General features: G+C 59.8%; 20 protein-coding genes. 7 read left to right on the forward strand and 13 right to left on the reverse strand.

Features of this window, described 5'->3' with window-relative positions; genetic code table 11:
• Nucleotides 1-3: 3 nt before the first annotated feature.
• The 3 genes from CE491_RS16635 to CE491_RS16645 form a co-directional block, all read right to left on the reverse strand.
• Nucleotides 4-255 (reverse strand): YfhL family 4Fe-4S dicluster ferredoxin, encoded by a 252-nt coding sequence (locus CE491_RS16635; protein WP_074752410.1) that lies wholly within the window; start codon nt 253-255, stop codon nt 4-6.
• 91 nt (nt 256-346) lie between these two features.
• Nucleotides 347-832 carry a pantetheine-phosphate adenylyltransferase gene (gene coaD, locus CE491_RS16640; RefSeq protein ID WP_110949420.1) on the reverse strand — a complete coding sequence of 162 codons (486 nt, stop codon included), beginning with the start codon at nt 830-832 and terminating at the stop codon, nt 347-349.
• Between the two features lie 86 nt (nt 833-918).
• On the reverse strand, nt 919-2,358 hold the full coding sequence (locus tag CE491_RS16645) for a coniferyl aldehyde dehydrogenase (RefSeq protein ID WP_110949421.1): 1,440 nt from the start codon (nt 2,356-2,358) through the stop codon (nt 919-921).
• Nucleotides 2,359-2,523: 165 nt separating this feature from the next.
• On the opposite strand from CE491_RS16645, the gene CE491_RS16650 reads away from it, so the two are divergent.
• The 3 genes from CE491_RS16650 (at nt 2,524) to CE491_RS16660 (ending at nt 5,403) form a co-directional block, all read left to right on the forward strand.
• A complete protein-coding gene (locus CE491_RS16650) occupies nt 2,524-3,720 on the forward strand; it encodes an MFS transporter (protein ID WP_110949422.1) in 1,197 nt (398 codons plus the stop codon).
• 73 nt (nt 3,721-3,793) lie between these two features.
• Nucleotides 3,794-4,480: a TetR/AcrR family transcriptional regulator gene (locus CE491_RS16655; protein WP_110949423.1), complete on the forward strand. Its 687-nt coding sequence runs from the start codon at nt 3,794-3,796 to the stop codon at nt 4,478-4,480.
• A 68-nt stretch (nt 4,481-4,548) separates the two neighbouring features.
• Nucleotides 4,549-5,403, forward strand: coding sequence for a sulfurtransferase (locus CE491_RS16660; RefSeq protein ID WP_110949424.1), 855 nt, complete (start codon nt 4,549-4,551; stop codon nt 5,401-5,403).
• Nucleotides 5,404-5,470: 67 nt separating this feature from the next.
• On the opposite strand, the gene CE491_RS16665 is transcribed toward CE491_RS16660, so the two are convergent.
• The 9 genes from CE491_RS16665 to CE491_RS16705 all read right to left on the reverse strand — a co-directional run bounded on the left by CE491_RS16665 (nt 5,471) and on the right by CE491_RS16705 (nt 13,973).
• On the reverse strand, nt 5,471-6,397 hold the full coding sequence (locus tag CE491_RS16665) for a MetQ/NlpA family ABC transporter substrate-binding protein (protein WP_110949425.1): 927 nt from the start codon (nt 6,395-6,397) through the stop codon (nt 5,471-5,473).
• Nucleotides 6,398-6,446: 49 nt separating this feature from the next.
• The gene (locus CE491_RS16670) at nt 6,447-7,115 is read right to left on the reverse strand and encodes a methionine ABC transporter permease (RefSeq protein WP_110949426.1); all 669 of its coding nucleotides are present in this window, start codon (nt 7,113-7,115) and stop codon (nt 6,447-6,449) included.
• Nucleotides 7,116-7,133: 18 nt separating this feature from the next.
• The gene (locus CE491_RS16675; RefSeq protein WP_199885136.1) at nt 7,134-8,138 is read right to left on the reverse strand and encodes a methionine ABC transporter ATP-binding protein; all 1,005 of its coding nucleotides are present in this window, start codon (nt 8,136-8,138) and stop codon (nt 7,134-7,136) included.
• Between the two features lie 153 nt (nt 8,139-8,291).
• Nucleotides 8,292-8,615 carry an AzlD domain-containing protein gene (locus CE491_RS16680; RefSeq protein ID WP_110949428.1) on the reverse strand — a complete coding sequence of 108 codons (324 nt, stop codon included), beginning with the start codon at nt 8,613-8,615 and terminating at the stop codon, nt 8,292-8,294.
• Nucleotides 8,612-9,340, reverse strand: coding sequence for an AzlC family ABC transporter permease (locus CE491_RS16685; RefSeq protein ID WP_110949429.1), 729 nt, complete (start codon nt 9,338-9,340; stop codon nt 8,612-8,614). Before CE491_RS16685 ends, CE491_RS16680 begins: the two co-directional genes overlap by 4 nt.
• Nucleotides 9,341-9,507: 167 nt before the next feature.
• On the reverse strand, nt 9,508-10,524 hold the full coding sequence (locus CE491_RS16690) for a hydrolase (protein WP_110949430.1): 1,017 nt from the start codon (nt 10,522-10,524) through the stop codon (nt 9,508-9,510).
• On the reverse strand, nt 10,508-11,128 hold the full coding sequence (gene rsmD / locus CE491_RS16695) for a 16S rRNA (guanine(966)-N(2))-methyltransferase RsmD (protein WP_110949431.1): 621 nt from the start codon (nt 11,126-11,128) through the stop codon (nt 10,508-10,510). Before rsmD ends, CE491_RS16690 begins: the two co-directional genes overlap by 17 nt.
• The gene (locus CE491_RS16700; protein ID WP_110949432.1) at nt 11,128-12,624 is read right to left on the reverse strand and encodes a M16 family metallopeptidase; all 1,497 of its coding nucleotides are present in this window, start codon (nt 12,622-12,624) and stop codon (nt 11,128-11,130) included. Before CE491_RS16700 ends, rsmD begins: the two co-directional genes overlap by 1 nt.
• The gene (locus CE491_RS16705) at nt 12,621-13,973 is read right to left on the reverse strand and encodes a M16 family metallopeptidase (protein ID WP_110949433.1); all 1,353 of its coding nucleotides are present in this window, start codon (nt 13,971-13,973) and stop codon (nt 12,621-12,623) included. Before CE491_RS16705 ends, CE491_RS16700 begins: the two co-directional genes overlap by 4 nt.
• 302 nt (nt 13,974-14,275) lie before the next feature.
• On the opposite strand from CE491_RS16705, the gene ftsY reads away from it, so the two are divergent.
• From ftsY to rpoH, 4 genes are all read left to right on the forward strand, one after another.
• Nucleotides 14,276-15,829, forward strand: a complete 1,554-nt coding sequence (gene ftsY, locus CE491_RS16715; protein WP_110949435.1) for a signal recognition particle-docking protein FtsY — start codon at nt 14,276-14,278, stop codon at nt 15,827-15,829.
• Entirely contained in the window at nt 15,826-16,497 is a 672-nt protein-coding gene (gene ftsE, locus CE491_RS16720) for a cell division ATP-binding protein FtsE (protein ID WP_081565121.1), read from the forward strand. Before ftsY ends, ftsE begins: the two co-directional genes overlap by 4 nt.
• Nucleotides 16,494-17,519 (forward strand): permease-like cell division protein FtsX, encoded by a 1,026-nt coding sequence (gene ftsX, locus CE491_RS16725; protein ID WP_110949436.1) that lies wholly within the window; start codon nt 16,494-16,496, stop codon nt 17,517-17,519. Before ftsE ends, ftsX begins: the two co-directional genes overlap by 4 nt.
• Nucleotides 17,520-17,664: 145 nt before the next feature.
• The gene (gene rpoH, locus CE491_RS16730; RefSeq protein WP_110949437.1) at nt 17,665-18,519 is read left to right on the forward strand and encodes an RNA polymerase sigma factor RpoH; all 855 of its coding nucleotides are present in this window, start codon (nt 17,665-17,667) and stop codon (nt 18,517-18,519) included.
• Nucleotides 18,520-18,589: 70 nt separating this feature from the next.
• Here the strand turns inward: rpoH and mtgA are convergent, their stop codons facing one another.
• A complete protein-coding gene (gene mtgA / locus CE491_RS16735; RefSeq protein WP_110949503.1) occupies nt 18,590-19,300 on the reverse strand; it encodes a monofunctional biosynthetic peptidoglycan transglycosylase in 711 nt (236 codons plus the stop codon).
• Nucleotides 19,301-19,361: the final 61 nt, after the last annotated feature.

Raw genomic sequence — 19,361 nt, forward strand, 5'->3', positions numbered from 1 at the left:
CGTTTATGCCTTGCTTGTTATCAACTGGTATTTGGCCATTAGCTCATCTTTGCTTTCCACGTGGTTCTCATCCAGAGGGATGCAGTCCACAGGGCAGACTTGTTGGCACTGCGGCTCGTCGTAATGGCCAACACATTCGGTGCACAGGTTCGGGTTGATCACGTAGATCTCTTCACCCTGGGAAATCGCTTCGTTCGGGCACTCGGGTTCGCAGACGTCGCAGTTGATGCAATCGTCGGTAATGATCAGGGACATGGATACTCCTGCCGCGGTCGACACCGGGGCATATCAAAACTAATGCGGCGAATTGTGCAGCATTAGCGCTCGGTATGCACCTGTGCATAGGTCATGACTCCGGCTTGAACCTCTCCTTGAGCGCCTGGGCGACGGCCGGATGTACGAATTTGGTGATATCCCCGCCTAGTGCCGCGATTTCTCTGACCAGCGTAGATGAAATGAATGAATAGCGTTCGGACGGCGTGAGAAAAAGACTTTCCACATCCGGCGCCAGCTGTTTATTCATGTTCGCGAGCTGGAATTCGTACTCGAAATCCGAGACCGCACGCAGTCCGCGCAGGAGGATATTGGCGTTCTGCTCCTGAGCGAAATGCGCCAGCAGGGTCGAGAATCCGACGACTTCGACGTTCGGCAGGTGTTTGGTCGCTTCGCGGGCCAGCTCGACACGTTTCTCCAGCGTAAACAGCGGATTTTTCTTGGGGCTGGCGGCAATGGCGATGACCACTTGATCGAACATGCGCGAGGCTCGCTCGACCAGATCGCCGTGGCCCTTGGTGATGGGGTCGAAGGTGCCTGGATACAACACTCGGTTCATCGCGTCGTCCTGGTCGGAGTTCGTAGGGGACTGGGATGGTATCGCAGCGGGGCGAGGCGGCCAAGTCGCCGCAGTGCCCGTTGAACTCAACGAACGAAAAGCCTGTAAATCAGCTTCTGAATCGCTTTGCCATAAGGCGGATAAATCAGCCGCGCGGCGTTGAAATGCTGTTTGATGAAGACCCCTTTGGCCTTGCTGAACGTCAGAAACCCTTCGTGGCCATGGTACTGGCCCATGCCTGAAGGGCCGATCCCGCCAAACGGCAAGTCGTCCTGCGCGACATGCAGCAGGGTGTCGTTCAGACAAACTCCGCCAGAATGCGTCTGCTCCAGAACCCGCTGTTGCTCGACCTTGTTGTAGCCGAAGTAGTAAAGCGCCAGTGGGCGCGGTCGCTGATTGACGTAGGCAAACGCTTGTTCAATGCGCTGATACGGCACGATCGGCAGCAGCGGGCCGAAGATCTCGTCCTGCATCACCAGCATGTCGTCATTGACGTCGAGTAGCAGGCTGAACGGCATGCGTCGTCCCTGTCCCTGTTCATACAACGAAATGACCCGCGCGCCCTTGCTGCTCGCATCGACGATGTAGCTGTTCAGGCGTGCCACATGTCGGGCGTTGATGATCGCTGTGTAGTCCGGGTTATCAGCCAGCGTCGGATAAAACCCTTTGACCGCTTCCTTGTAGGCTTCGACAAACTCGTCGACGCGATTTTCCGGCACCAGCACGTAGTCCGGCGCCACGCAGGTTTGTCCAGCGTTCAGTGTTTTACCAAAGGCGATACGTTCGGCAGCATCTTTGATCGGTACATCCCGCGAGACGATCGCCGGGGATTTGCCGCCCAACTCCAGCGTCAGTGGTGTCAGGTTTTCCGCCGCCGCGCGCATGACATAGCGCCCGATGCTGGTAGCCCCGGTGAACAATAAATGATCAAACGGCAGCCTGGAGAACGCCGCTGCCACTTGCGCTTCGCCCAACACCACCGCGACCAGGTCTTCCGGGAATACCTTGGCGAACAGCGTCTTGAGCAACTCTCCGGTAGCCGGCGTCGCTTCGCTGAGTTTGAGCATCACCCGGTTACCCGCCGCCAAGGCCCCCACCAGCGGGCCAATCGCCAAATACAGCGGGTAATTCCACGGCACGATCACCCCGACAACGCCCAGCGGTTGATAGATGACCTTCGCCGACGCCGGCTGAAACGCCAGACCGACGCTGCGCCGCGACGCGCGCATCCATTTCTTCAGATGACGGCGGGCGTGATGAATGTTGTGCAGGCTTGGCATCAACTCGGCGAGCAATGTCTCGTCGGCGCTGCGATGGCTAAAGTCCGTGCTGACTGCGTTAATCAGGGATTGGCGTTCGTCGCTGAGCAGCCTGCGCAGGCTGTCGAGCCACTGCAAGCGCTGACTGGCGACCGGCAGGGTATTCGCGGCAAACGCCTGGCGCTGCGTGTCGAATATGCGTTCAAGGTCGGTTCGCTGCGCAGAGGCGTCATCAAGCAAGGGCAAGCGCACGGATTCGACAGGCATCGCTGCAGTCCTTTTCGGAGTTATGGAGCGTTTCTAGAGTCATTGCTCTATAAAGTCAAATGCCCCCGCGTCAACCGGTGGTTCTTGCATGTCTCAAGGTCCTCAAGCCAGACTGTTCGCGCCTATTCCTACGAGGCTCGTCGTAATGCCTGACGCGGAGTCTCCATGCGCACGGATTATCTGGCGTTTTTCCTTTCGCTGTTCCTCTCGCGACTAGCTGACCAGATCCTTCTGTTCCTCGTCCCGCTGATTGTCTTCCAGACCACCCAGAGTGCTTCGTGGGCGGGGTTGGCGTTCTTCGTCGAAACACTCCCGCGCTTTCTCGCGTTCCCGGTTTGCGGCGCATTGTGCGACAAATTCTCACCCATCCGCTTGCTGCACATCAGCCAGATTTACCGTGCTGGAATCTGTGTTGTGGCGATGGCGCTCTACGGCGTATTCGGCGGCATTTACTGGCTGGTGCTGTTGTCGGCGACCTGCGGCGTGCTGACCACCCAGGGCATCATGGCGCGCGAAGTGGTGATGCCCCACGCGTTTGCCGATTACCGCTACGGCAAGACGCTGTCCTACTCACAAATCGCCGATCAGTCCGGCCTTGTGCTCGGCCCGGTGCTGGCAGCGCTTTCGCTGGAAGTCTGCCCGTGGCCAGGCGTGGTGCTGGGAGTGGCCTTGCTGTTCGTGCTCGCTGATCTCGCCATGCGCATGTGGCAGCGCGCCAGCGACATCAAGCTCCAAGCGTTCGAGCAGGATGCGGACATCTGGGTCGAGCCGCTGAAAATCGCCTTCGGACACATCGCCCGAATTGCAGAGCTGAAGAAGGTCATTTGCCTGGCCGTAGGCGTCAATCTGATCGTCGGCGTGACCTTGGCCAGCTCAGCGGCGATGGTCACTGGCACGTTCGCAGAGAGCAAGGATTTCTACGCAGGGCTTCAGGCGTCGGGAGCGTTGGTCACGATCGCGATTCTGTTCGTGCTCGCCCGCGTCGACCTGCCGCTACGAGTATTGGGGGTGATCTCGTACTCCCTGATCACGCTGGGCGCGCTGATGACCGCCTCTGGCATGGCGTTGGCGGTGTATGTGCCGGGTTTTCTGCTCATCGTCGGCTTCGACAAGATGTTCAACGTATACATCCGCAGCGTTCGCCAGCGCGTCATTCCGGTGCGTGACTTCGGCAAGACGGTCGGGGTGATCACGCTGCTCAATAACCTGTCGCAACCGCTGGCTGGATTGCTGATCGGCGTTCTGACCGCGCCAATAGGCCTGCGTGGCGTGATGCTCATGCTGACGCTCGTCACGGGGTTGATCGGGATCGCAGTGGCCGCCGTGGTCAGGATGAAGGTCGCGATGTCCATCGAGTCGTGAGGGCTGCACCGAGTTGCGGCGCATGCGTTAAGATCCAGCACATCTGTGTTACATCCACACGTTCGAGTCGAGCATGGCGCCGCGCATCAAAACCCCACGCATCAAGACCCGTGAACGCATCGTGCAGAGCAGTCTGGAACTGTTCAATCTGCAAGGCGAGCGTAGTGTCAGCACCAACCATATCGCTGCGCACATGGAGATCTCGCCGGGCAATCTGTATTACCACTTCCCCAACAAGCAGGCGATCATCGCCGAGTTGTTCAGCGAATACGAAGCGCTGGTCGACAGCTTCCTGCATCCGCCCACGGGGCGCCTGCCGAACGTCGAAGACAAACGCCATTATTTGATGGCAATACTCGATGGCATGTGGCGCTATCGTTTCCTGCACCGCGACCTCGAGCATTTGCTCGACGCCGATCACGCGCTGGCGGCGCGGTATCGCCGGTTTTCGCAACATTGTCTGATCAAGGCGATGGCGATTTACGGCGGTTTCGTGGAGGCCGGCATCCTCAATATGGACAAGGTGCAGATCGAGTCGCTGACGCTCAACGCCTGGATCATCCTCACTTCGTGGGTCCGGTTTCTCTGCACGACGCGGGAAAACGACACGCATCTGAATGAAGACGCTATCCGTCGGGGCGTGTATCAGGTATTGACGCTGGAGCTGGCTTACGTCACGCCCCAGGCGCAGGAGACGGTGCATGCCCTGTGCGCCGAGTTTTACGTGCCGCTGAACAAGGCACTGGAGGACGCCCATTGAATTGCGTCCTTCCCTTCAAATAGGTTGTCTTATCGCTTAGCCACTTTCACTGTCTGCAGGAGCCCATCATGTCCATCGCGCAATTGATCAGCCCGCAACAATTGGCCGAACGCCAAAAAAAGCCAAACCTTGTGATTCTGGATTGCCGTTCTTCCCTCGAGGATCTGGACTATGGCCAGCGCAGCTACGCGGAAGGGCATATCGAAGGATCTTCCTACGCTGATCTGCTCAACGACTTGAGTGGGCCGATCACCAAGGGCGTGACCGGCCGCCATCCGCTGCCTGACCCACAAACACTGATCGAGCGTCTGCGCTTCTGGGGCGTGAACAACGACAGCGACATCGTGCTCTACGACGACGGCCCCGGCGCCTATGCCGCCCGCGCATGGTGGTTGCTGGCGTGGCTGGGCAAGCGAGATGGCGTGTATGTACTCGATGGCGGCCTGAAGGCCTGGCACGCAGCAGGGCAGCCGCTGAGTCTCGACCCGCCGGAGCACCGTGAGGGTTTGTTCGAGGGCAAGCCTGACGATTCGCTGGTTTTGAGCGCTGCCGAAGTGCAGAAGAAGCTCGATCAAGCGGACGTGACACTGATCGATGCTCGCGCCCCGGCGCGGTTTCGCGGGGAGGTCGAGCCGATCGACCCGGTCGCTGGACACATCCCGGGCGCGCAATGCGCTGCGTTCACCGACAACCTCGGTCCGGACGGCCGTTTTCTGCCAGCGGACCAACTCAAGCAACGCTTTGTCGAAACCCTGAAAGGGCGGCCGCCGGAAAAACTGGTCGCCTACTGCGGCTCAGGCGTGACGGCCTGCCACAACCTGTTCGCGCTGTGTCTGGCGGGTTATCCGTTGGGACGTTTATACGCCGGGTCCTGGAGCGAATGGATTACTGATCCACAGCGTGAGGTTGAGAGGGGCGAATGAGGCGAGCGATTTCGACGTTTCACGTGAGCCGCCTGGCACGGCGACCCACGCACTCAGCGATACGCAATTAGCGCACGAGCTTCTGATCCGGCACCACAAAGCCTCGGTAATTGGCGTCGATGAATTGCTTCACTTCAGGCCCGGTCAGGTATTTCGCCAGCAGGGTGACGCGCGGGTCATCGAGCATCTCGTTGCGAGCGTAGATCAGGTTGGCGTAAGGATTATCGGTCGTGTGCTCCCGCACCAGCGCCCGCGAGGGATCGATGCCGTTCGACAGCGCGACATCCCCGTTGATGAAACTGGCATCGGCGTCAGGCAAGGCTTTGGCGCGTAGCACCGTGTCTGTCGGAATAAGCTGCAAATGCCGAGGGTTTTCGACAATCGATTTCTCGCTCACGGAAATGGCGGCAGGCGAGCTGTCGAGTTTTTCCACGTTGAGTTTGATCAGGCCCAGGTCCTGAAGGATGAACAGCGATCTGGGCAAGTTGGTCTGCTCGTTCGGGATCAGGATTTTCGCGCCGTCGGGCAGGTCCTTCGGGCTTTTGTACTTCTCGGAATACAGGCCAAAGGCGTTCAGCAGCACGGTCGCCTTGCCGTCGAAGTTATTGAGTTTGGGGTGCGCCGCTTTCCAGGCGTTGACGTACGGCTGGTGGCCGGTGAAGTTCACATCGGTGTCGCCGCTGGCAAGCAGTTCGTAGGAATCCAGCGCGCCGCTGCCGCCGCTGGTGGTCAACTTCAGCTTCAATCCGGAGCCATCGGCGTCGGCGAGTTTTTGCACAAACCGAACGATGTCGCCCTGGGGTGAAGCAGTGGCGTAAATCTTCAGCGGGGTATCGGGGACTGTGGTGCCCTTGTTGGCAGTGGTAGCCAAGTCACTGGCCCATGCGTTCCCGCCCACAAAAGCTGGAGCTACCAGTGCGGCGCCGACGGCGATCACTCCAATGGCGGCACCCAGCAGCACCGTGCGTCTCGACTTGGCTCGTTTGTTTTCCATGATTTCTCTTCGACAAGGGTTGAGCGGACGGGCCGCTAGAGGGGGGTGGCTAACGTTTGTGGGCGCGCGCGCGAATCCACACGTCGCCGGTGATCTGGATCAGTTGCACGATGATCACCATGGCGAATACCGAGATGAACATCAGTTCGCCGTAGAAACGCTGGTAGCCGAACTCGATGGCAAAGTCGCCAACCCCGCCCGCACCCACGGCTCCGGCTACTGCCGTGCCTTCCACGGTGCCTACCAGAATGATGGTCATGGCATTCAACAGGCCCGAGAACGACTCGGGCAGGAGCACACGGAAGATCAGTTGAAAGCGCGTCACACCCATGGAAAGCGCTGCCTCGATCCGTCCCTGGTCAATCTCGCGCAGCACCGATTCCACCAGTCTGGAGAAAAACGGGGTGAAACCCAGCACCAGCGGAATGATCGCGGCTATCGGGCCCAGCGTGGTGCCTACTGCGGCGCGGGTAACGGGGATCAGCAGCACGATCAGGATCAGGAACGGGATAGAGCGTCCGATGTTGACGGCCGTGGTCAGCAGGTAATACAGCACAGGTCTCGGTGAAATGGACTGCGGCGCAATCAGGTACAACGTGGTTCCGACCGTGAGACCAAGCACGATCACGCAAGGGCCGGCGATGGCAATCATGTAGAGGGTCTGGGCTAGCGCGGCCCAGAAATCCGGAAGGTAGGTTTGCCAGGTCATCGGGTTCATGGGGCGCTCGAACGGGTTTCAGAGATTGACGGTGATCATCTGCTCAGTCAGCCACTGCCTGACCTGCACGACATCGATCTGCGTTTGCGGGTGGCGTGGGCGAAATCGCACCTGAAACCGTGCGACCGGGGTCTTGCCCAAGTTGTCTACGCGTCCGGACAGGATCGAGAAGTCGATGCTCAGGGCGCTGGCCAGCGTGGAGAGCAGGTCGGTCTGGGTTTCAGGGTGTTCGAAAATCAGATCGAGGGTGTCCGGGCCGTTTTGCCAGGCCGCGTCCTTGTTTAGCGGCAAGAGGTGATCCTTGAGCACCGAGTGCTCTCGTTGAATCACCTGCGTGAGGGTACCGGTCTCGGTGATCCGACCATGCTCGATCAGTACGGCGGCGGTGCAGGCGTAGCGTATAACGTCCCAGGAATGGGTAATCAGGATGACGGTGAAGCCGTATAGCCGCTTGAGCTCAACCAGCAGGTCGAGAATGGTCTGCGTGGTCTGCGAATCCAGGGCGCTGGTGGCTTCGTCGCACAGTAGAACCTGAGGGTTGGTGATCAAGGCGCGGGCGATGCCGACCCGCTGCTTTTGCCCGCCGGACAGTTGCGAGGGGTAGTGCCCTTCGCGATCTTGCAGGCCCACTTTTTCAATCAGCTCACGGGCGCGCGCATATCTTTCGGCGGTGGGAACGCCACGAATCGCCAAAGGAAAGGCGACGTTATCGAGCACCGTCTTGCCGTGGAACAGATTGAAATGTTGGAAGATGGTCGACACCTTCGACAGGTATTCCCGCTGACCTTTGGCATCCAGCGCGGCCAGGTCCTGGCCATTGAATTCGATGGTTCCCGCAGAGGGTGCTTCCAGCAGATTGAGCAGGCGCAGCAGCGTGCTTTTTCCGGCACCCGAAGTGCCGACGATGCCCAGGAAAGAGCCTCGCTGGATTTCCAGGTCGATATCGTCAAGCGCAGTGATGGCTGTGTTGTCGCGGTCGAAGGTTTTACTGACGTGGGCCAGGCGGAAAATCGGATCACTCACTGCAACTGTCCTTGGTGATATTCGCATGCGCGTGCAAATCAAACGTCGAAACCGCCGACATCAGAAGTGCCGCCAATCATTCAAGAACCGCATAATCAAGGCTTCTAGTTATAGCTGAAAGGAATTTTTAATTCTTTGCTTATAACCTTGGGCTTAAATTTGCCCCATCGCCCAGCGCAGCAAAAAGAACACCGCCAGCCCGCCACCAATGGTCGCCAACAGGTCGCGACTGAGCGCTGCGATCCCGATCGCCACGATGCCTGCGATCAAATAAGCGTTATCCCACGAGACCTGCCAGTGCTGACCATCGGGCAACAGCATGCCCGGCACGACAATGGCGGTCAGCACGGCTGTCGGCACGTAATGCAAACCCTGGCGCACCACGGATGGGAAGCGCAGGTTCGGCCAGGCGAACAGGCTGTAGCGCATCAGAAAGGTGATCGCGGCCATCCCCAGAATCAACCACCAGTAACTCATGAGTGAAGCTCCTTCCCCGAGGTGTCGCGGACGTTAGGCGATTGCCGACGCTCAAGTAAAACCCCCACGGCAATGCCGCTGAACGCAGCAACCATGAGACCGAGTTTGTAGGGTAATGACCAGGTCATCAGCGCGACGGCACCTGCCGCCAGAGCTGCAGCGATTTGCGGCTGATTGCGTAGAAGGGGCACGACGATGCCGATGAAGGTCGCCAGCATCGCGAACTCCAGGCCCCAGCTAGCCATGTCCGGCACTGCCTGACCGAACAACACACCGACCAGCGAGCTGCTGACCCAGCAGGCGTATAGCGCGCTGGTCACACCCAACCAGTGCCAATGCGCCAGCGGCCCGCGGCCGTGCATGAGGTAGTAGCGCTGGACGACCGCGAAGGTCTCGTCAGTTAGCCAGAAGGCCAGCAGCAACCGCCAGCGCTGGGGCAGTCCCTGGACCTGGGGCTGCATTGTCGCGCTGTAAAGCACGTGGCGCAGATTGACGATGAAGGTGGTCAGTAGGATGACAATCGCGCTGGCGCCGGCGCCCATCAGGCTGACGACGATGAACTGCGCTGATCCGGCATAGACGAACAGCGACATGCCGACCGCCTGCCACAGCGACAGCCCGCCGACGCCGGCCAGGGTTCCGAAAATGATGCCGAACGGCGCGACGCCCACGAGCATGGGCACGCTGTCGCGAAGGCCGCGAACATAAAGTCGAGAGCGGGACATGGGGTTTCTCCTTATGCCCCGAATGTTAGGCCCGTGTGAAGTGGGTGTCTTGAACGATCTTGCAAGGTAGGCACCGATTATGAACTCTAGGAGCCGACTTGCCGCGGTGGCCATGGGATCGCCACCGCCGCCAAGCCGTACTGCTACAAAAGAATGCGTGGCAAGCGTCAGGAGGCTGGTTGAGCCCCATGCACATCCACCAACCATTCCGGAATCCGCTGCTCCAGGTAATAGGTCGGTGTTCTGATGGTGCCGCCGACGAAGCCCACATGACCGCCGCGGTTCTGCAGGTCGAACCGCGTGCTTGCCGACAACTCATTCGCTTCGGGCAGGCTGTGCTTGAAAACGAACGGATCATCGAGCGCCTGCACCAGCAGTGTCGGCGTGCGAATCGCGCCGAGGTAATAACGACTCGACGCTCGCCGGTAGTAATCCTGCGCGTCGACAAACCCGTTCAGCGGCGCCGTCACCTGGCCATCGAACTCCCAGAACGTTCGCAGGTTATCCAGCGAGCCGAGCGCCGTGAGCGCTGCCAGCCCGTCGCTCAGACCTTCATGTTGAAAACGCCGTTGCTTGTCCTTGATGTAGCCGACCATCTCGCGCATGAAATGCCGCTGGTAAACCTTGGAAAACCCCAGGCCGATACGGTCAGCGCACTCATCCAGACGAAACGGCACCGACACCGCCGCCGCGCCCTGCAGATGGCTGTCCTCTCCTGACTCACCCAGATACTTGAGCAGGATGTTGCCGCCCAGCGAATACCCAACGGCATACAGTGGCGCCAGCGGTCGAGCCGCGCGCACATGTTCGATCACCGCTGCCAGGTCTTCGGTGGCGCCGGAGTGATAGCTGCGGGGCAGCAGATTGGGCTCACCCGAACAACCGCGCCAGTTCAGCGCGGTGCTGGACCAGCCGCGTTTCTCCATCGCTTGTTGCAGCCCCACCACATAAGGCGAATTGGATGAGCCTGTCAGGCCGTGCAGCACAAGAACCACCGGAGCTTTGGCGTCATGAGGTCCGTACCAGTCCATGTCGAGAAAGTCGCCGTCTTCCAGCCAGATGCGCTCGCGTCGACGCTCCAGATGAATGGTCCTGCGCCACAGCGGCCCCCACAGCGTTTGCAGATGGGGGTTGCCTAGGCCGGTTGCCGGAACGAATGGCCGGCTGTCAGCTGGCGACGACACTTCGTTCCCAGAGCGCGTAGTAGACCTGACCGGCTTTTTTCTCCCGGTGCAGGCGCCAGTTGCCTGGCATGCCAAGGGTCGATGGCGCGGTTTCGCTTTCGGTGTAGATCCACGCGTTGTCCGCCAGCCAGTTGCGCTCTTCGAGCAGCGTGCACGCGGGGGTCAACAGGTTCTGGTGGAACGGCGGATCGAGGAAGATCACATCGAACTGCTCGGCAGGCTGAGTCTCCAGGTACCGCAGGGCGTCGCCCGTCGACGTCTTGCCCACTGTGCAACGCAGCGTGCCCAAGTGCTCGCGCAGGTTGGAAATGGCCGCCGAGTTGGTGTCCAGCGCCAGCCCCATGCTGGCACCACGGGACAGGGCTTCCAGATACAACGCGCCACTCCCCGCGAACGGGTCCAGCACACGGGCGCCTTCGATATAGGGCGCCAGCCAGTTGAACAGGGTTTCGCGAACCCGGTCCGGTGTCGGACGCAGGCCCGGCGCGTCAGGAAAACTCAGACGCCGACTGCGCCATTCGCCGCCGATAATCCGCAATTGGCCCAGGCCTGTGTGGATTTTGTGCCCCTTGTGAATACGCGGCGGCTTGGATGTCGAGGTCATTAATGCTCCGGAACGCCGAGAGGTTGTTCGGCTGGTTTATCTGTAGGGGGCGGCAGAGGCTTCTGCGGGACAGTGGGGCCGGCGGTCACGATGACCAGCTTGTCCACGTCCAGATGCTTGTTCATCACCGCCTTGATCTGCTCGACAGTGACGCTCTGAGACTGCGTCATGAAATCTTCGAGGTAGGTCAAAGGCAGATTATAGAAGCCGATGGCGCCCAGTTGGCCAACGATTGCCGAGTTGCTTGCGGTGGACAGCGGGAAACTGCCCGCCAGCTCGCGCTTGGCGTCGTCGAGTTCTTTCTGGGTCGGGCCATTGACCAGGAAATCACGGGTGATGTCCTTGACCAGCTTGAGCGTGTTTTCGCTCAATTCAGCGCGGGTTTGGAGGCCGATCATGAACGGGCCTTGCGCCTGCATCGGTGTAAAGCCTGACGACACGCCGTACGTCAGGCCACGTTTCTCGCGCACTTCGGTCATTAAACGGCTACCGAAGCCGCCACCGCCGAGGATCGAGTTACCCAGCGACAACGCCGCATAGTCTGGATCGGCCCGGTCGATACCCAGCTCTGCCAGCATCAGGTGAGTCTGCTTGGACGGGAACTCAATATGGGTTTCGCCCGACTGGGGTTCGGTCGGCGCCACTGTCTTGGCCAGTGCGGGGCCTTTGGGCAGGGAAGCGGACACTTGAGCGGCGACGGCTTCTGCTTCCGTACGAGACAGATCGCCCACCAGCGCAATCACCGCATTGCCCGCGGCATAAGCCTTGGCGTGGAAGGATTTCAGCTGGGCGAGGGTAATCGGCGTGATGCTTTTTGCCGTGCCCATGCTCGGGTGCGCATAAGGGTGATCGCCGTACAGACGCTTGAACAGCTCATCGCCTGCCAACTTGCCGGGATTCTGCTTCTGATATTCGAAGCTGGCCATCAGCTGGTTCTTGATCCGCGCCAGCGAGTCGGCGGGGAAGGTTGGTTTGCCGACCACTTCCGAAAACAGCTTGAGCGCCGGTTCACGTTTGTCGGGCGCACTCAGGCTGCGCAGTGAAGCCAGGGCCATGTCGCGGTAGGAGCCGTTGCCGAAATCGGCCCCCAGCCCTTCGAAACCCTCGGCGATGGCGCTGACGTTCTTGCCTTTGACGCCTTCGTTGAGCATGGCGTTGGTGATCAAAGCGATACCAGGAGTGGCGCCGTCCTGGCTGCTTCCTGCCGCGAATAACAGACGCATGTCGAACATCGGCAGCTCGTGAGCCTCGACGAACAGCACGCGCGCGCCTTCTGCGGTATTCCAGGACTGAATGTTCAGCTCACGGCGGGCTGGGGCCTTGCCGTCGAGCTCCTTTAACGATTCAAGGGTATCGGCGGCCTTGTCGATGGCCTTGGGAGCGTCGGCGGGTGTATCGGCCATGACAGAGGTGCCACTGAACAGGCCAAGGGCCGCGACCAGCAGTAGTGCGTTGGCCCGCGTTCGCGAAGCGCGTAGTTCGATGCGCTTGGTCATTGGGCTTTCTCCTCAGGCAAAACGTGCGCGACGGCTAGGCGCTCGCGGGTGAAATAAGTGCGTGCGGCTTTCTGGATGTCTTCCGGGGTGACGCTTTGCAGCGCTGCCAGCTCACCATCGATCAGCCGCCAGGACAGACCGACCGTTTCCAGCTCGCCAATGGTGCTCGCCTGGCTGGTGATGGAATCACGCTCGTAGACCAGACCGGCAATCACCTGCGCTCGAACCCGCTCAAGTTCTTCCTTGGTCGGCGGCTTGTTTTTCAGCTCGTCGAGCAGACGCCAGATACCGGCTTCGGTGTCCGCCAGGGTTTTCTTCTTTTGCATGTTCGGCGTGGCGCTGATGGTGAAGAGGCTGTCGCCACGGGTGTAGGCGTCGTAATCCGACGATGCGCCAGTGACCAGCTCTTCGCCTCGCTCCAGGCGCGTCGGAATGCGCGCGCTGTAACCACCATCGAGCAGCGCGGAGATCAGGCGCAGGGCGTTGACCGATTGCGGATCGGTGGCGGTGGACAGGCTTGGCACGTTGAAGCCGTACATCAGGCTCGGCATCTGAGTGGCCACATGCACGGTGATCTGGCGCAGACCCGGCTCCGGCAGTTCCAGCGGTTTTTTCGACGGCGGTACCTCGCGACGCGGAATCGGCCCGAAGAATCGCTCGGCCAGGGTCTTCACTTCGTCGGGTTTCACGTCGCCGACCACCACCAATGTGGCGTTGTTCGGCACGTACCAGGACTCGTACCAGTGGCGCAGTTCTTGAACTGTCATGCGGTCCAGGTCCGCCATCCAGCCGATGGTGGGGGTGTGATAGCCGCTGGCAGGGTACGCCAGCGCCTTGAAACGCTCGTAGGCCTTGGCGTTAGGCTTGTCGTCGGTGCGCAGGCGGCGTTCTTCTTTGATGACTTCGATCTCGCGCGCGAACTCTTCGGGCGGCAAGCGCAGGCTGGCCATGCGATCGGCTTCAAGCTCGAAGGCCACGCCCAGACGATCGCGGGCCAGCACTTGGTAATAAGCGGTGTAGTCGTCACTGGTAAAGGCGTTTTCTTCCGCGCCCAGATCGCGCAGGATCAACGAAGCTTCACCGGGGCCTGCCTTGGAGCTGCCCTTGAACATCATGTGTTCCAGTGCATGGGAAAGGCCGGTCTGGCCGGGCGTCTCGTAGCTGGAGCCAACCTTGTACCAAACCTGGGAGACCACCACCGGCGCGCGGTGATCTTCGCGCACGACGACCTTCAGGCCGTTATCCAGTGTGAATTCGGAAGTGGGTTGAGGGTCGGCGGCGATAGCGGCAAGGGGCAAACACAATGTGCCGAGCAGAAGGCCTGCGGCACGGCGGGCAATAGCATTCATTCGTAATTTGAACCTTCGAGACGGCCTGCTTGAACTTAGCGTCGGCGGGCGCGGGGGTGTTAGGATAGCGGCCAGTTTGGCTGCCGACTATGTCTAAGAGTCGTGCTTGGGAATTGGGCTACGATAAAAACCGTTCGTCTGACGGGTTTTTTGTAGGAGCCTTTGGGGATTCTCGGCAGGCGGTGACGTAGCCGAGCTCGGCCAGCAGATGAACAAGCGGACATAAAAGCAGTCTGTTTCGCATACAGAATTTTTCAGAGACGCCGCTCTGGCGCGTCGCTACCTTGAGATAGCCGTCCTCCATGTTTGGTTCCAACGACGACAAGAAGACCCCAGCCCCGGCTGGCGAGAAAAAAGGCCTGTTCGGATGGCTGCGCAAAAAGCCGCAAGAAACCGTCGCCGAGCAGCCTCAAGACACATCCACAGCAGCGCCCGAACCTATCGTCGAATCGACGTCGGCCGTTGCTGAGCCTCAGATCGCCCCGGCAATCCCTGTCGAGCCTGTGCCGGAAGCCATCCCGGTTCAACGGGCCGCTGCAGTTGACGATCCTGGCGCTGAGCCCTGGCTGAAATTGCCGGTTGCTGAAGAACCGGTGGCGCTGACCGACGAAAGCGAACCCCATGTAACGCCAGAGATTCCGGCCTACACCGCATCTCAGGTGCAGTCCGAGATTGTCGCGCCGCCGATGCCGATCCAGGCTGCTGTGATCAATAGCCCCGCGTTGGAAGTAGCGCCGTCGATCGAGCCCACTCCGGTCGCCGAACCTGACCCGGTCGCGGGCGATGATCTGCCCGCTTTGTCGCAGCCGTCGCCGGTTGTCGTGCCGGTTTTAGCTGCCCCGGTCGCACCTGTTGCATCTATTACAGAAACGCCGCCCGCCGTGATCGCGCCTGAAACTCAAGCTCATGCGACCGAACCGAAGCAGCCTGGTTTCTTCGCCCGCCTCAAGCAAGGCCTGTCCAAGACCAGTGCCAGTCTCGGCGAAGGCATGGCCAGTCTGTTTCTGGGCAAAAAAGCCATCGATGACGAGATGCTCGATGAGTTGGAAACACGCCTGCTCACTGCTGACGTCGGTGTTGAAGCCACTTCGCTTATCGTGCGCAACTTGACGCAAAAAGTGGCGCGTAAACAGCTGACTGATAGCGATGCCTTGTATAAATCGCTGCAAAACGAACTGACCGAGATGCTCAAGCCGGTGGAAGCGCCGCTTTTCATCGGTTCGCAGGCCAAACCATTCGTGATCCTGGTCGTCGGCGTTAACGGCGCCGGCAAGACCACGACCATCGGCAAACTGGCCAAAAAGCTTCAACTCGAAGGCAAGAAGGTCATGCTGGCGGCGGGTGACACCTTCCGCGCAGCGGCTGTCGAGCAACTGCAGGTCTGGGGCGAGCGTAACAAGATCCCGGTGATTGCCCAGCACACCGGTGCCGACTCGGCTTCGGTGATCTTCGATGCTGTGCAGGCTGCCAAGGCCAGAGGCATCGACGTGTTGATCGCCGACACCGCCGGTCGTCTGCACACCAAAGACAACCTGATGGAAGAGCTGAAGAAGGTTCGCCGCGTGATCGGCAAGCTCGACGAGGCTGCGCCGCACGAAGTGCTGTTGGTGCTTGACGCCGGCACCGGTCAGAACGCCATCAACCAAGCCAAACAGTTCAACCAGACCGTGAGCCTGACCGGCCTTGCGCTGACCAAGCTCGACGGCACGGCAAAAGGCGGGGTCATCTTCGCCTTGGCCAAGCAGTTCGGCCTGCCGATTCGTTACATCGGCGTGGGTGAGGGTATCGACGATTTGCGGACTTTCGAGGCCGAACCCTTTGTTCAGGCCCTATTCGCCGAGCGGGAGCGCACATGATTCGTTTCGAACAGGTCGGTAAACGCTATCCGAACGGACACGTCGGCTTGCATGAGCTGAGCTTTCGAGTGCGTCGTGGCGAGTTTCTGTTTGTGACCGGCCACTCGGGCGCCGGCAAAAGTACCTTGCTGCGTCTGCTGCTTGCGATGGAGCGTCCTACTACCGGTAAATTGTTGCTGGCCGGCCAGGACCTGGGGCAAATAAGCACCGCGCAGATCCCTTTCCTGCGTCGTCAGATCGGCGTGGTTTTCCAGAATCACCAATTGCTGTTCGATCGCACGGTGTTCAACAACGTAGCATTGCCGTTGCAGATTCTCGGTCTGTCCAAGGCCGAAGTGACCAAGCGCGTCGATTCGGCGCTTGAGCGTGTGGCTCTGTCCGACAAGGCCGAGCTCTATCCCGGCGACTTGTCCACAGGCCAACAGCAGCGCGTTGGTATTGCGCGCGCCATCGTTCACCGCCCGGCCTTGCTGCTGGCGGACGAACCGACCGGTAACCTCGACCCACGGCTGGCAGCGGAAATCATGGGTGTATTCGAAGACATCAATCGCTTGGGCACCAGCGTGCTGATCGCCAGTCACGACCTGGCGCTGATCGCGCGCATGCGCCATCGCATGCTGACCCTGCAACGCGGTCGACTGATCGGCGACGGGGAGGCAGGCGTATGAGTGCCACGCGCAGTCCCAAGGTTTCCGAGCGTGTGGCGCCGAAGGCGTCCGAGCCTGGCCCGCCGAAGAAAAAGAAGCACGACGATGACGACGGCCCCGGTTTCAGCCAGCTGTTCAACGCCTGGCTGGAAGCACATCGCTCCAGCATGGCCGACAGTCTGCGTCGGTTGGGCAAACAGCCGATCGGCAGCTTCTTTACCTGTCTGGTGATGGCCGTCGCGTTGAGCTTGCCGATGGGCTTGTCGCTGCTGTTGAGCAATGTCGAGCGCCTGGGTGGATCGTGGCAACGCGCCGCGCAAATCTCCCTGTATTTGCAACTGGATGCTTCGTCTTCCGAAGGTCAGGGTCTGGTCGCGCAGATCAAGGAGATGCCCGGCGTTGCCGAAGCTGAGTACATCTCCCGCGATCAGGCATTGAACGAGTTCCAACAGCAGTCTGGTCTTGGTGAGGCACTCAAGGAATTGCCTGAAAATCCGCTGCCGGGCGTGGTTCTAGTCACGCCGCAGGAAGTTGACAAAGCCGCGCTGGAGGCATTACGTACGCGTCTTGCCGAATTGCCGAAAGTCCAGCAGGCCCAACTGGATCTGGTCTGGGTCGAACGTCTGGCGGCGATTCTCAAACTGGGTGACCGGTTCGTGTTTGGGTTGACGGTGTTGCTGGTGGTAGCCCTGTTGCTGGTCATCGGCAATACCATTCGTCTGCACATTGAGAACCGGCGCACCGAGATTGAAGTCATCAAGTTGGTAGGCGGCACCGATAGCTACGTGCGCAGACCCTTCCTTTATATGGGCGCGCTCTATGGTTTCGGCGCGGGCATTCTCTCGTGGGGTGTGTTGGCGTTCGGCCTGGACTGGCTAAACGAGGCCGTGGTCCGACTAGCCGGGCTGTACGGCAGTAACTTCTCGCTGGCCGGCGTGCCGGTGGCCGATGGTCTTTCGCTCTTGCTTGGAGCGGTGTTGTTGGGGTATATCGGTGCGTGGATTGCGGTCGCACGCCATTTGAGAGAGCTGGCACCTCGTTGAGTTTTAATTTTTAACGTTCAGGTAATTTTTGTAGCGTAAATTTTGTCTAATCTATTGACTTTTCAGCTAAGGGAACTTGTTTAGCGGTTTCCGGTCAATTTCGCAGTGCTGAACTGCACGAGTCATGTGTCGGAGGTTTTTTCGTATGACCAATTCTTTGCAACCTGCTTATGCCTTGGTTCCGGGTGCAAACCTGGAAGCCTATGTGCACACGGTAAACAGCATTCCACTGCTGACGCCCGAGCAGGAGCGTGAACTGGCCGAGAGTCTCTATTACGAGCAGGATTTAGGGGCGGCTCGGCAGATGGTGCTCGCCCACCTGCGTTTCGTCGTGCATATCGCACGCAGTTATTCCGGTTACGGACTGGCTCAGGCTGACCTGATTCAGGAAGGTAACGTCGGCCTGATGAAGGCTGTAAAACGTTTCAACCCAGAGATGGGTGTGCGTCTGGTGTCCTTCGCAGTGCACTGGATCAAGGCCGAGATTCACGAGTTCATCCTGCGCAACTGGCGCATTGTGAAGGTCGCGACCACCAAGGCTCAGCGCAAATTGTTCTTCAACCTGCGCAGCCAGAAGAAGCGTCTGGCGTGGTTGAACAACGACGAGGTGCATCGTGTGGCTGAAAGCCTCGGTGTCGAGGCACGCGAAGTGCGCGAAATGGAAAGCCGCTTGACCGGCCACGACATGGCGTTCGACCCGGCTGCTGAAGCCGACGACGACAGCGCGTTCCAGTCGCCGGCCAACTATCTGGAAGACTATCGTTACGATCCGGCGCGTCAGCTGGAAGATTCCGATTGGACCGACAGCTCGACGGCCAACCTGCACGAAGCGCTGAACGTGCTCGACGAGCGCAGCCGCGACATCCTTTACCAGCGCTGGCTGGCCGAGGAAAAGGCGACGCTGCACGACCTGGCCGAGAAGTACAAAGTTTCCGCCGAGCGTATTCGTCAGCTGGAAAAGAGCGCGATGAACAAGCTCAAGTTGTCGATTGCTGCATAAGCGGTAAGCCGCAACAAAAAACGCCCCGAGATGATCGGGGCGTTTTATTTTCAGAAGCCTGTATTGCGGCTCACCACCTACGAGTGTGATTCAAGCCGACCAAATACTCATCCCCGCCCAATTGCCGCATCTGCTGGCGAATCCACCCGGCGCGGCGCGATACATAGCTGCTGGGGTGGCTGGCGCTCCATTCCCGAGGATTGGGCAATACTGCCGCCAGATAACTGGCCTGCTGGGTAGAGAGCTGGCTGGCGTTGATATGGAAGTGGTGCTGCGCGGCAGCCTGGGCGCCGAACACGCCGTCGTCCCATTCCACGCTGTTGATGTACACCTCAAGAATTCGCTGCTTGGACCAGAACACCTCGATCAGTGCGGTGAACCAAGCTTCCAGGCCCTTGCGCAGATAGCTGCGTCCCGACCATAGAAACAGGTTCTTCGAGACCTGTTGGCTCAGCGTGCTGGCCCCCCGAATCGAGCCGCCACGTTCGTTGTGAACCAGTGCAGCCTGGATGGCGTCGATGTCGAAACCCCAATGCTCGGCAAACTTCTGGTCTTCACCCGCGACGACCGCAACTTTCAGATCGTCGGAGATCTTCTCCCAAGGCTGCCAGTCGCGCTGCAGATCGATGGGCTGACCGTCGAACCAGGATTGGATCTTGCGTTCGACCATCAGAGCGGTGAACGGCGGAGGCACGAAGCGAAAGATCAAAACCAGCACGACACTCGCCGCTGCAAACCAGAGCAGGCTTTTGGCGATACGACGGAGGAGGAAACGCAGCATAGAGATGGCTTGGCCGAACCTGTTGAGCGGGCCATTATACAGACCACGCGCCTTGAACGAC

The organism is Pseudomonas bohemica, assembly GCF_002934685.1.
Taxonomy (GTDB): domain Bacteria; phylum Pseudomonadota; class Gammaproteobacteria; order Pseudomonadales; family Pseudomonadaceae; genus Aquipseudomonas; species Aquipseudomonas bohemica.

Bases quoted from the DNA above. Each gene is read 5' to 3' on its own strand.
- CE491_RS16645 (WP_110949421.1), bottom strand. From the start codon at position 2,358: ATGCCTGTCGAATCCGTGCGCTTGCCCTTGCTTGATGACGCCTCTGCG.
- CE491_RS16670 (WP_110949426.1), bottom strand. From the start codon at position 7,115: ATGAACCCGATGACCTGGCAAACCTACCTTCCGGATTTCTGGGCCGCG.
- CE491_RS16635 (WP_074752410.1), bottom strand. From the start codon at position 255: ATGTCCCTGATCATTACCGACGATTGCATCAACTGCGACGTCTGCGAA.
- CE491_RS16660 (WP_110949424.1), top strand. From the start codon at position 4,549: ATGTCCATCGCGCAATTGATCAGCCCGCAACAATTGGCCGAACGCCAA.
- CE491_RS16665 (WP_110949425.1), bottom strand. From the start codon at position 6,397: ATGGAAAACAAACGAGCCAAGTCGAGACGCACGGTGCTGCTGGGTGCC.
- CE491_RS16705 (WP_110949433.1), bottom strand. From the start codon at position 13,973: ATGAATGCTATTGCCCGCCGTGCCGCAGGCCTTCTGCTCGGCACATTG.
- CE491_RS16700 (WP_110949432.1), bottom strand. From the start codon at position 12,624: ATGACCAAGCGCATCGAACTACGCGCTTCGCGAACGCGGGCCAACGCA.
- coaD (WP_110949420.1), bottom strand. From the start codon at position 832: ATGAACCGAGTGTTGTATCCAGGCACCTTCGACCCCATCACCAAGGGC.
- ftsE (WP_081565121.1), top strand. From the start codon at position 15,826: ATGATTCGTTTCGAACAGGTCGGTAAACGCTATCCGAACGGACACGTC.
- ftsY (WP_110949435.1), top strand. From the start codon at position 14,276: ATGTTTGGTTCCAACGACGACAAGAAGACCCCAGCCCCGGCTGGCGAG.
- CE491_RS16655 (WP_110949423.1), top strand. From the start codon at position 3,794: ATGGCGCCGCGCATCAAAACCCCACGCATCAAGACCCGTGAACGCATC.
- mtgA (WP_110949503.1), bottom strand. From the start codon at position 19,300: ATGCTGCGTTTCCTCCTCCGTCGTATCGCCAAAAGCCTGCTCTGGTTT.
- CE491_RS16650 (WP_110949422.1), top strand. From the start codon at position 2,524: ATGCGCACGGATTATCTGGCGTTTTTCCTTTCGCTGTTCCTCTCGCGA.
- rsmD (WP_110949431.1), bottom strand. From the start codon at position 11,128: ATGACCTCGACATCCAAGCCGCCGCGTATTCACAAGGGGCACAAAATC.
- rpoH (WP_110949437.1), top strand. From the start codon at position 17,665: ATGACCAATTCTTTGCAACCTGCTTATGCCTTGGTTCCGGGTGCAAAC.
- CE491_RS16680 (WP_110949428.1), bottom strand. From the start codon at position 8,615: ATGAGTTACTGGTGGTTGATTCTGGGGATGGCCGCGATCACCTTTCTG.
- ftsX (WP_110949436.1), top strand. From the start codon at position 16,494: ATGAGTGCCACGCGCAGTCCCAAGGTTTCCGAGCGTGTGGCGCCGAAG.
- CE491_RS16685 (WP_110949429.1), bottom strand. From the start codon at position 9,340: ATGTCCCGCTCTCGACTTTATGTTCGCGGCCTTCGCGACAGCGTGCCC.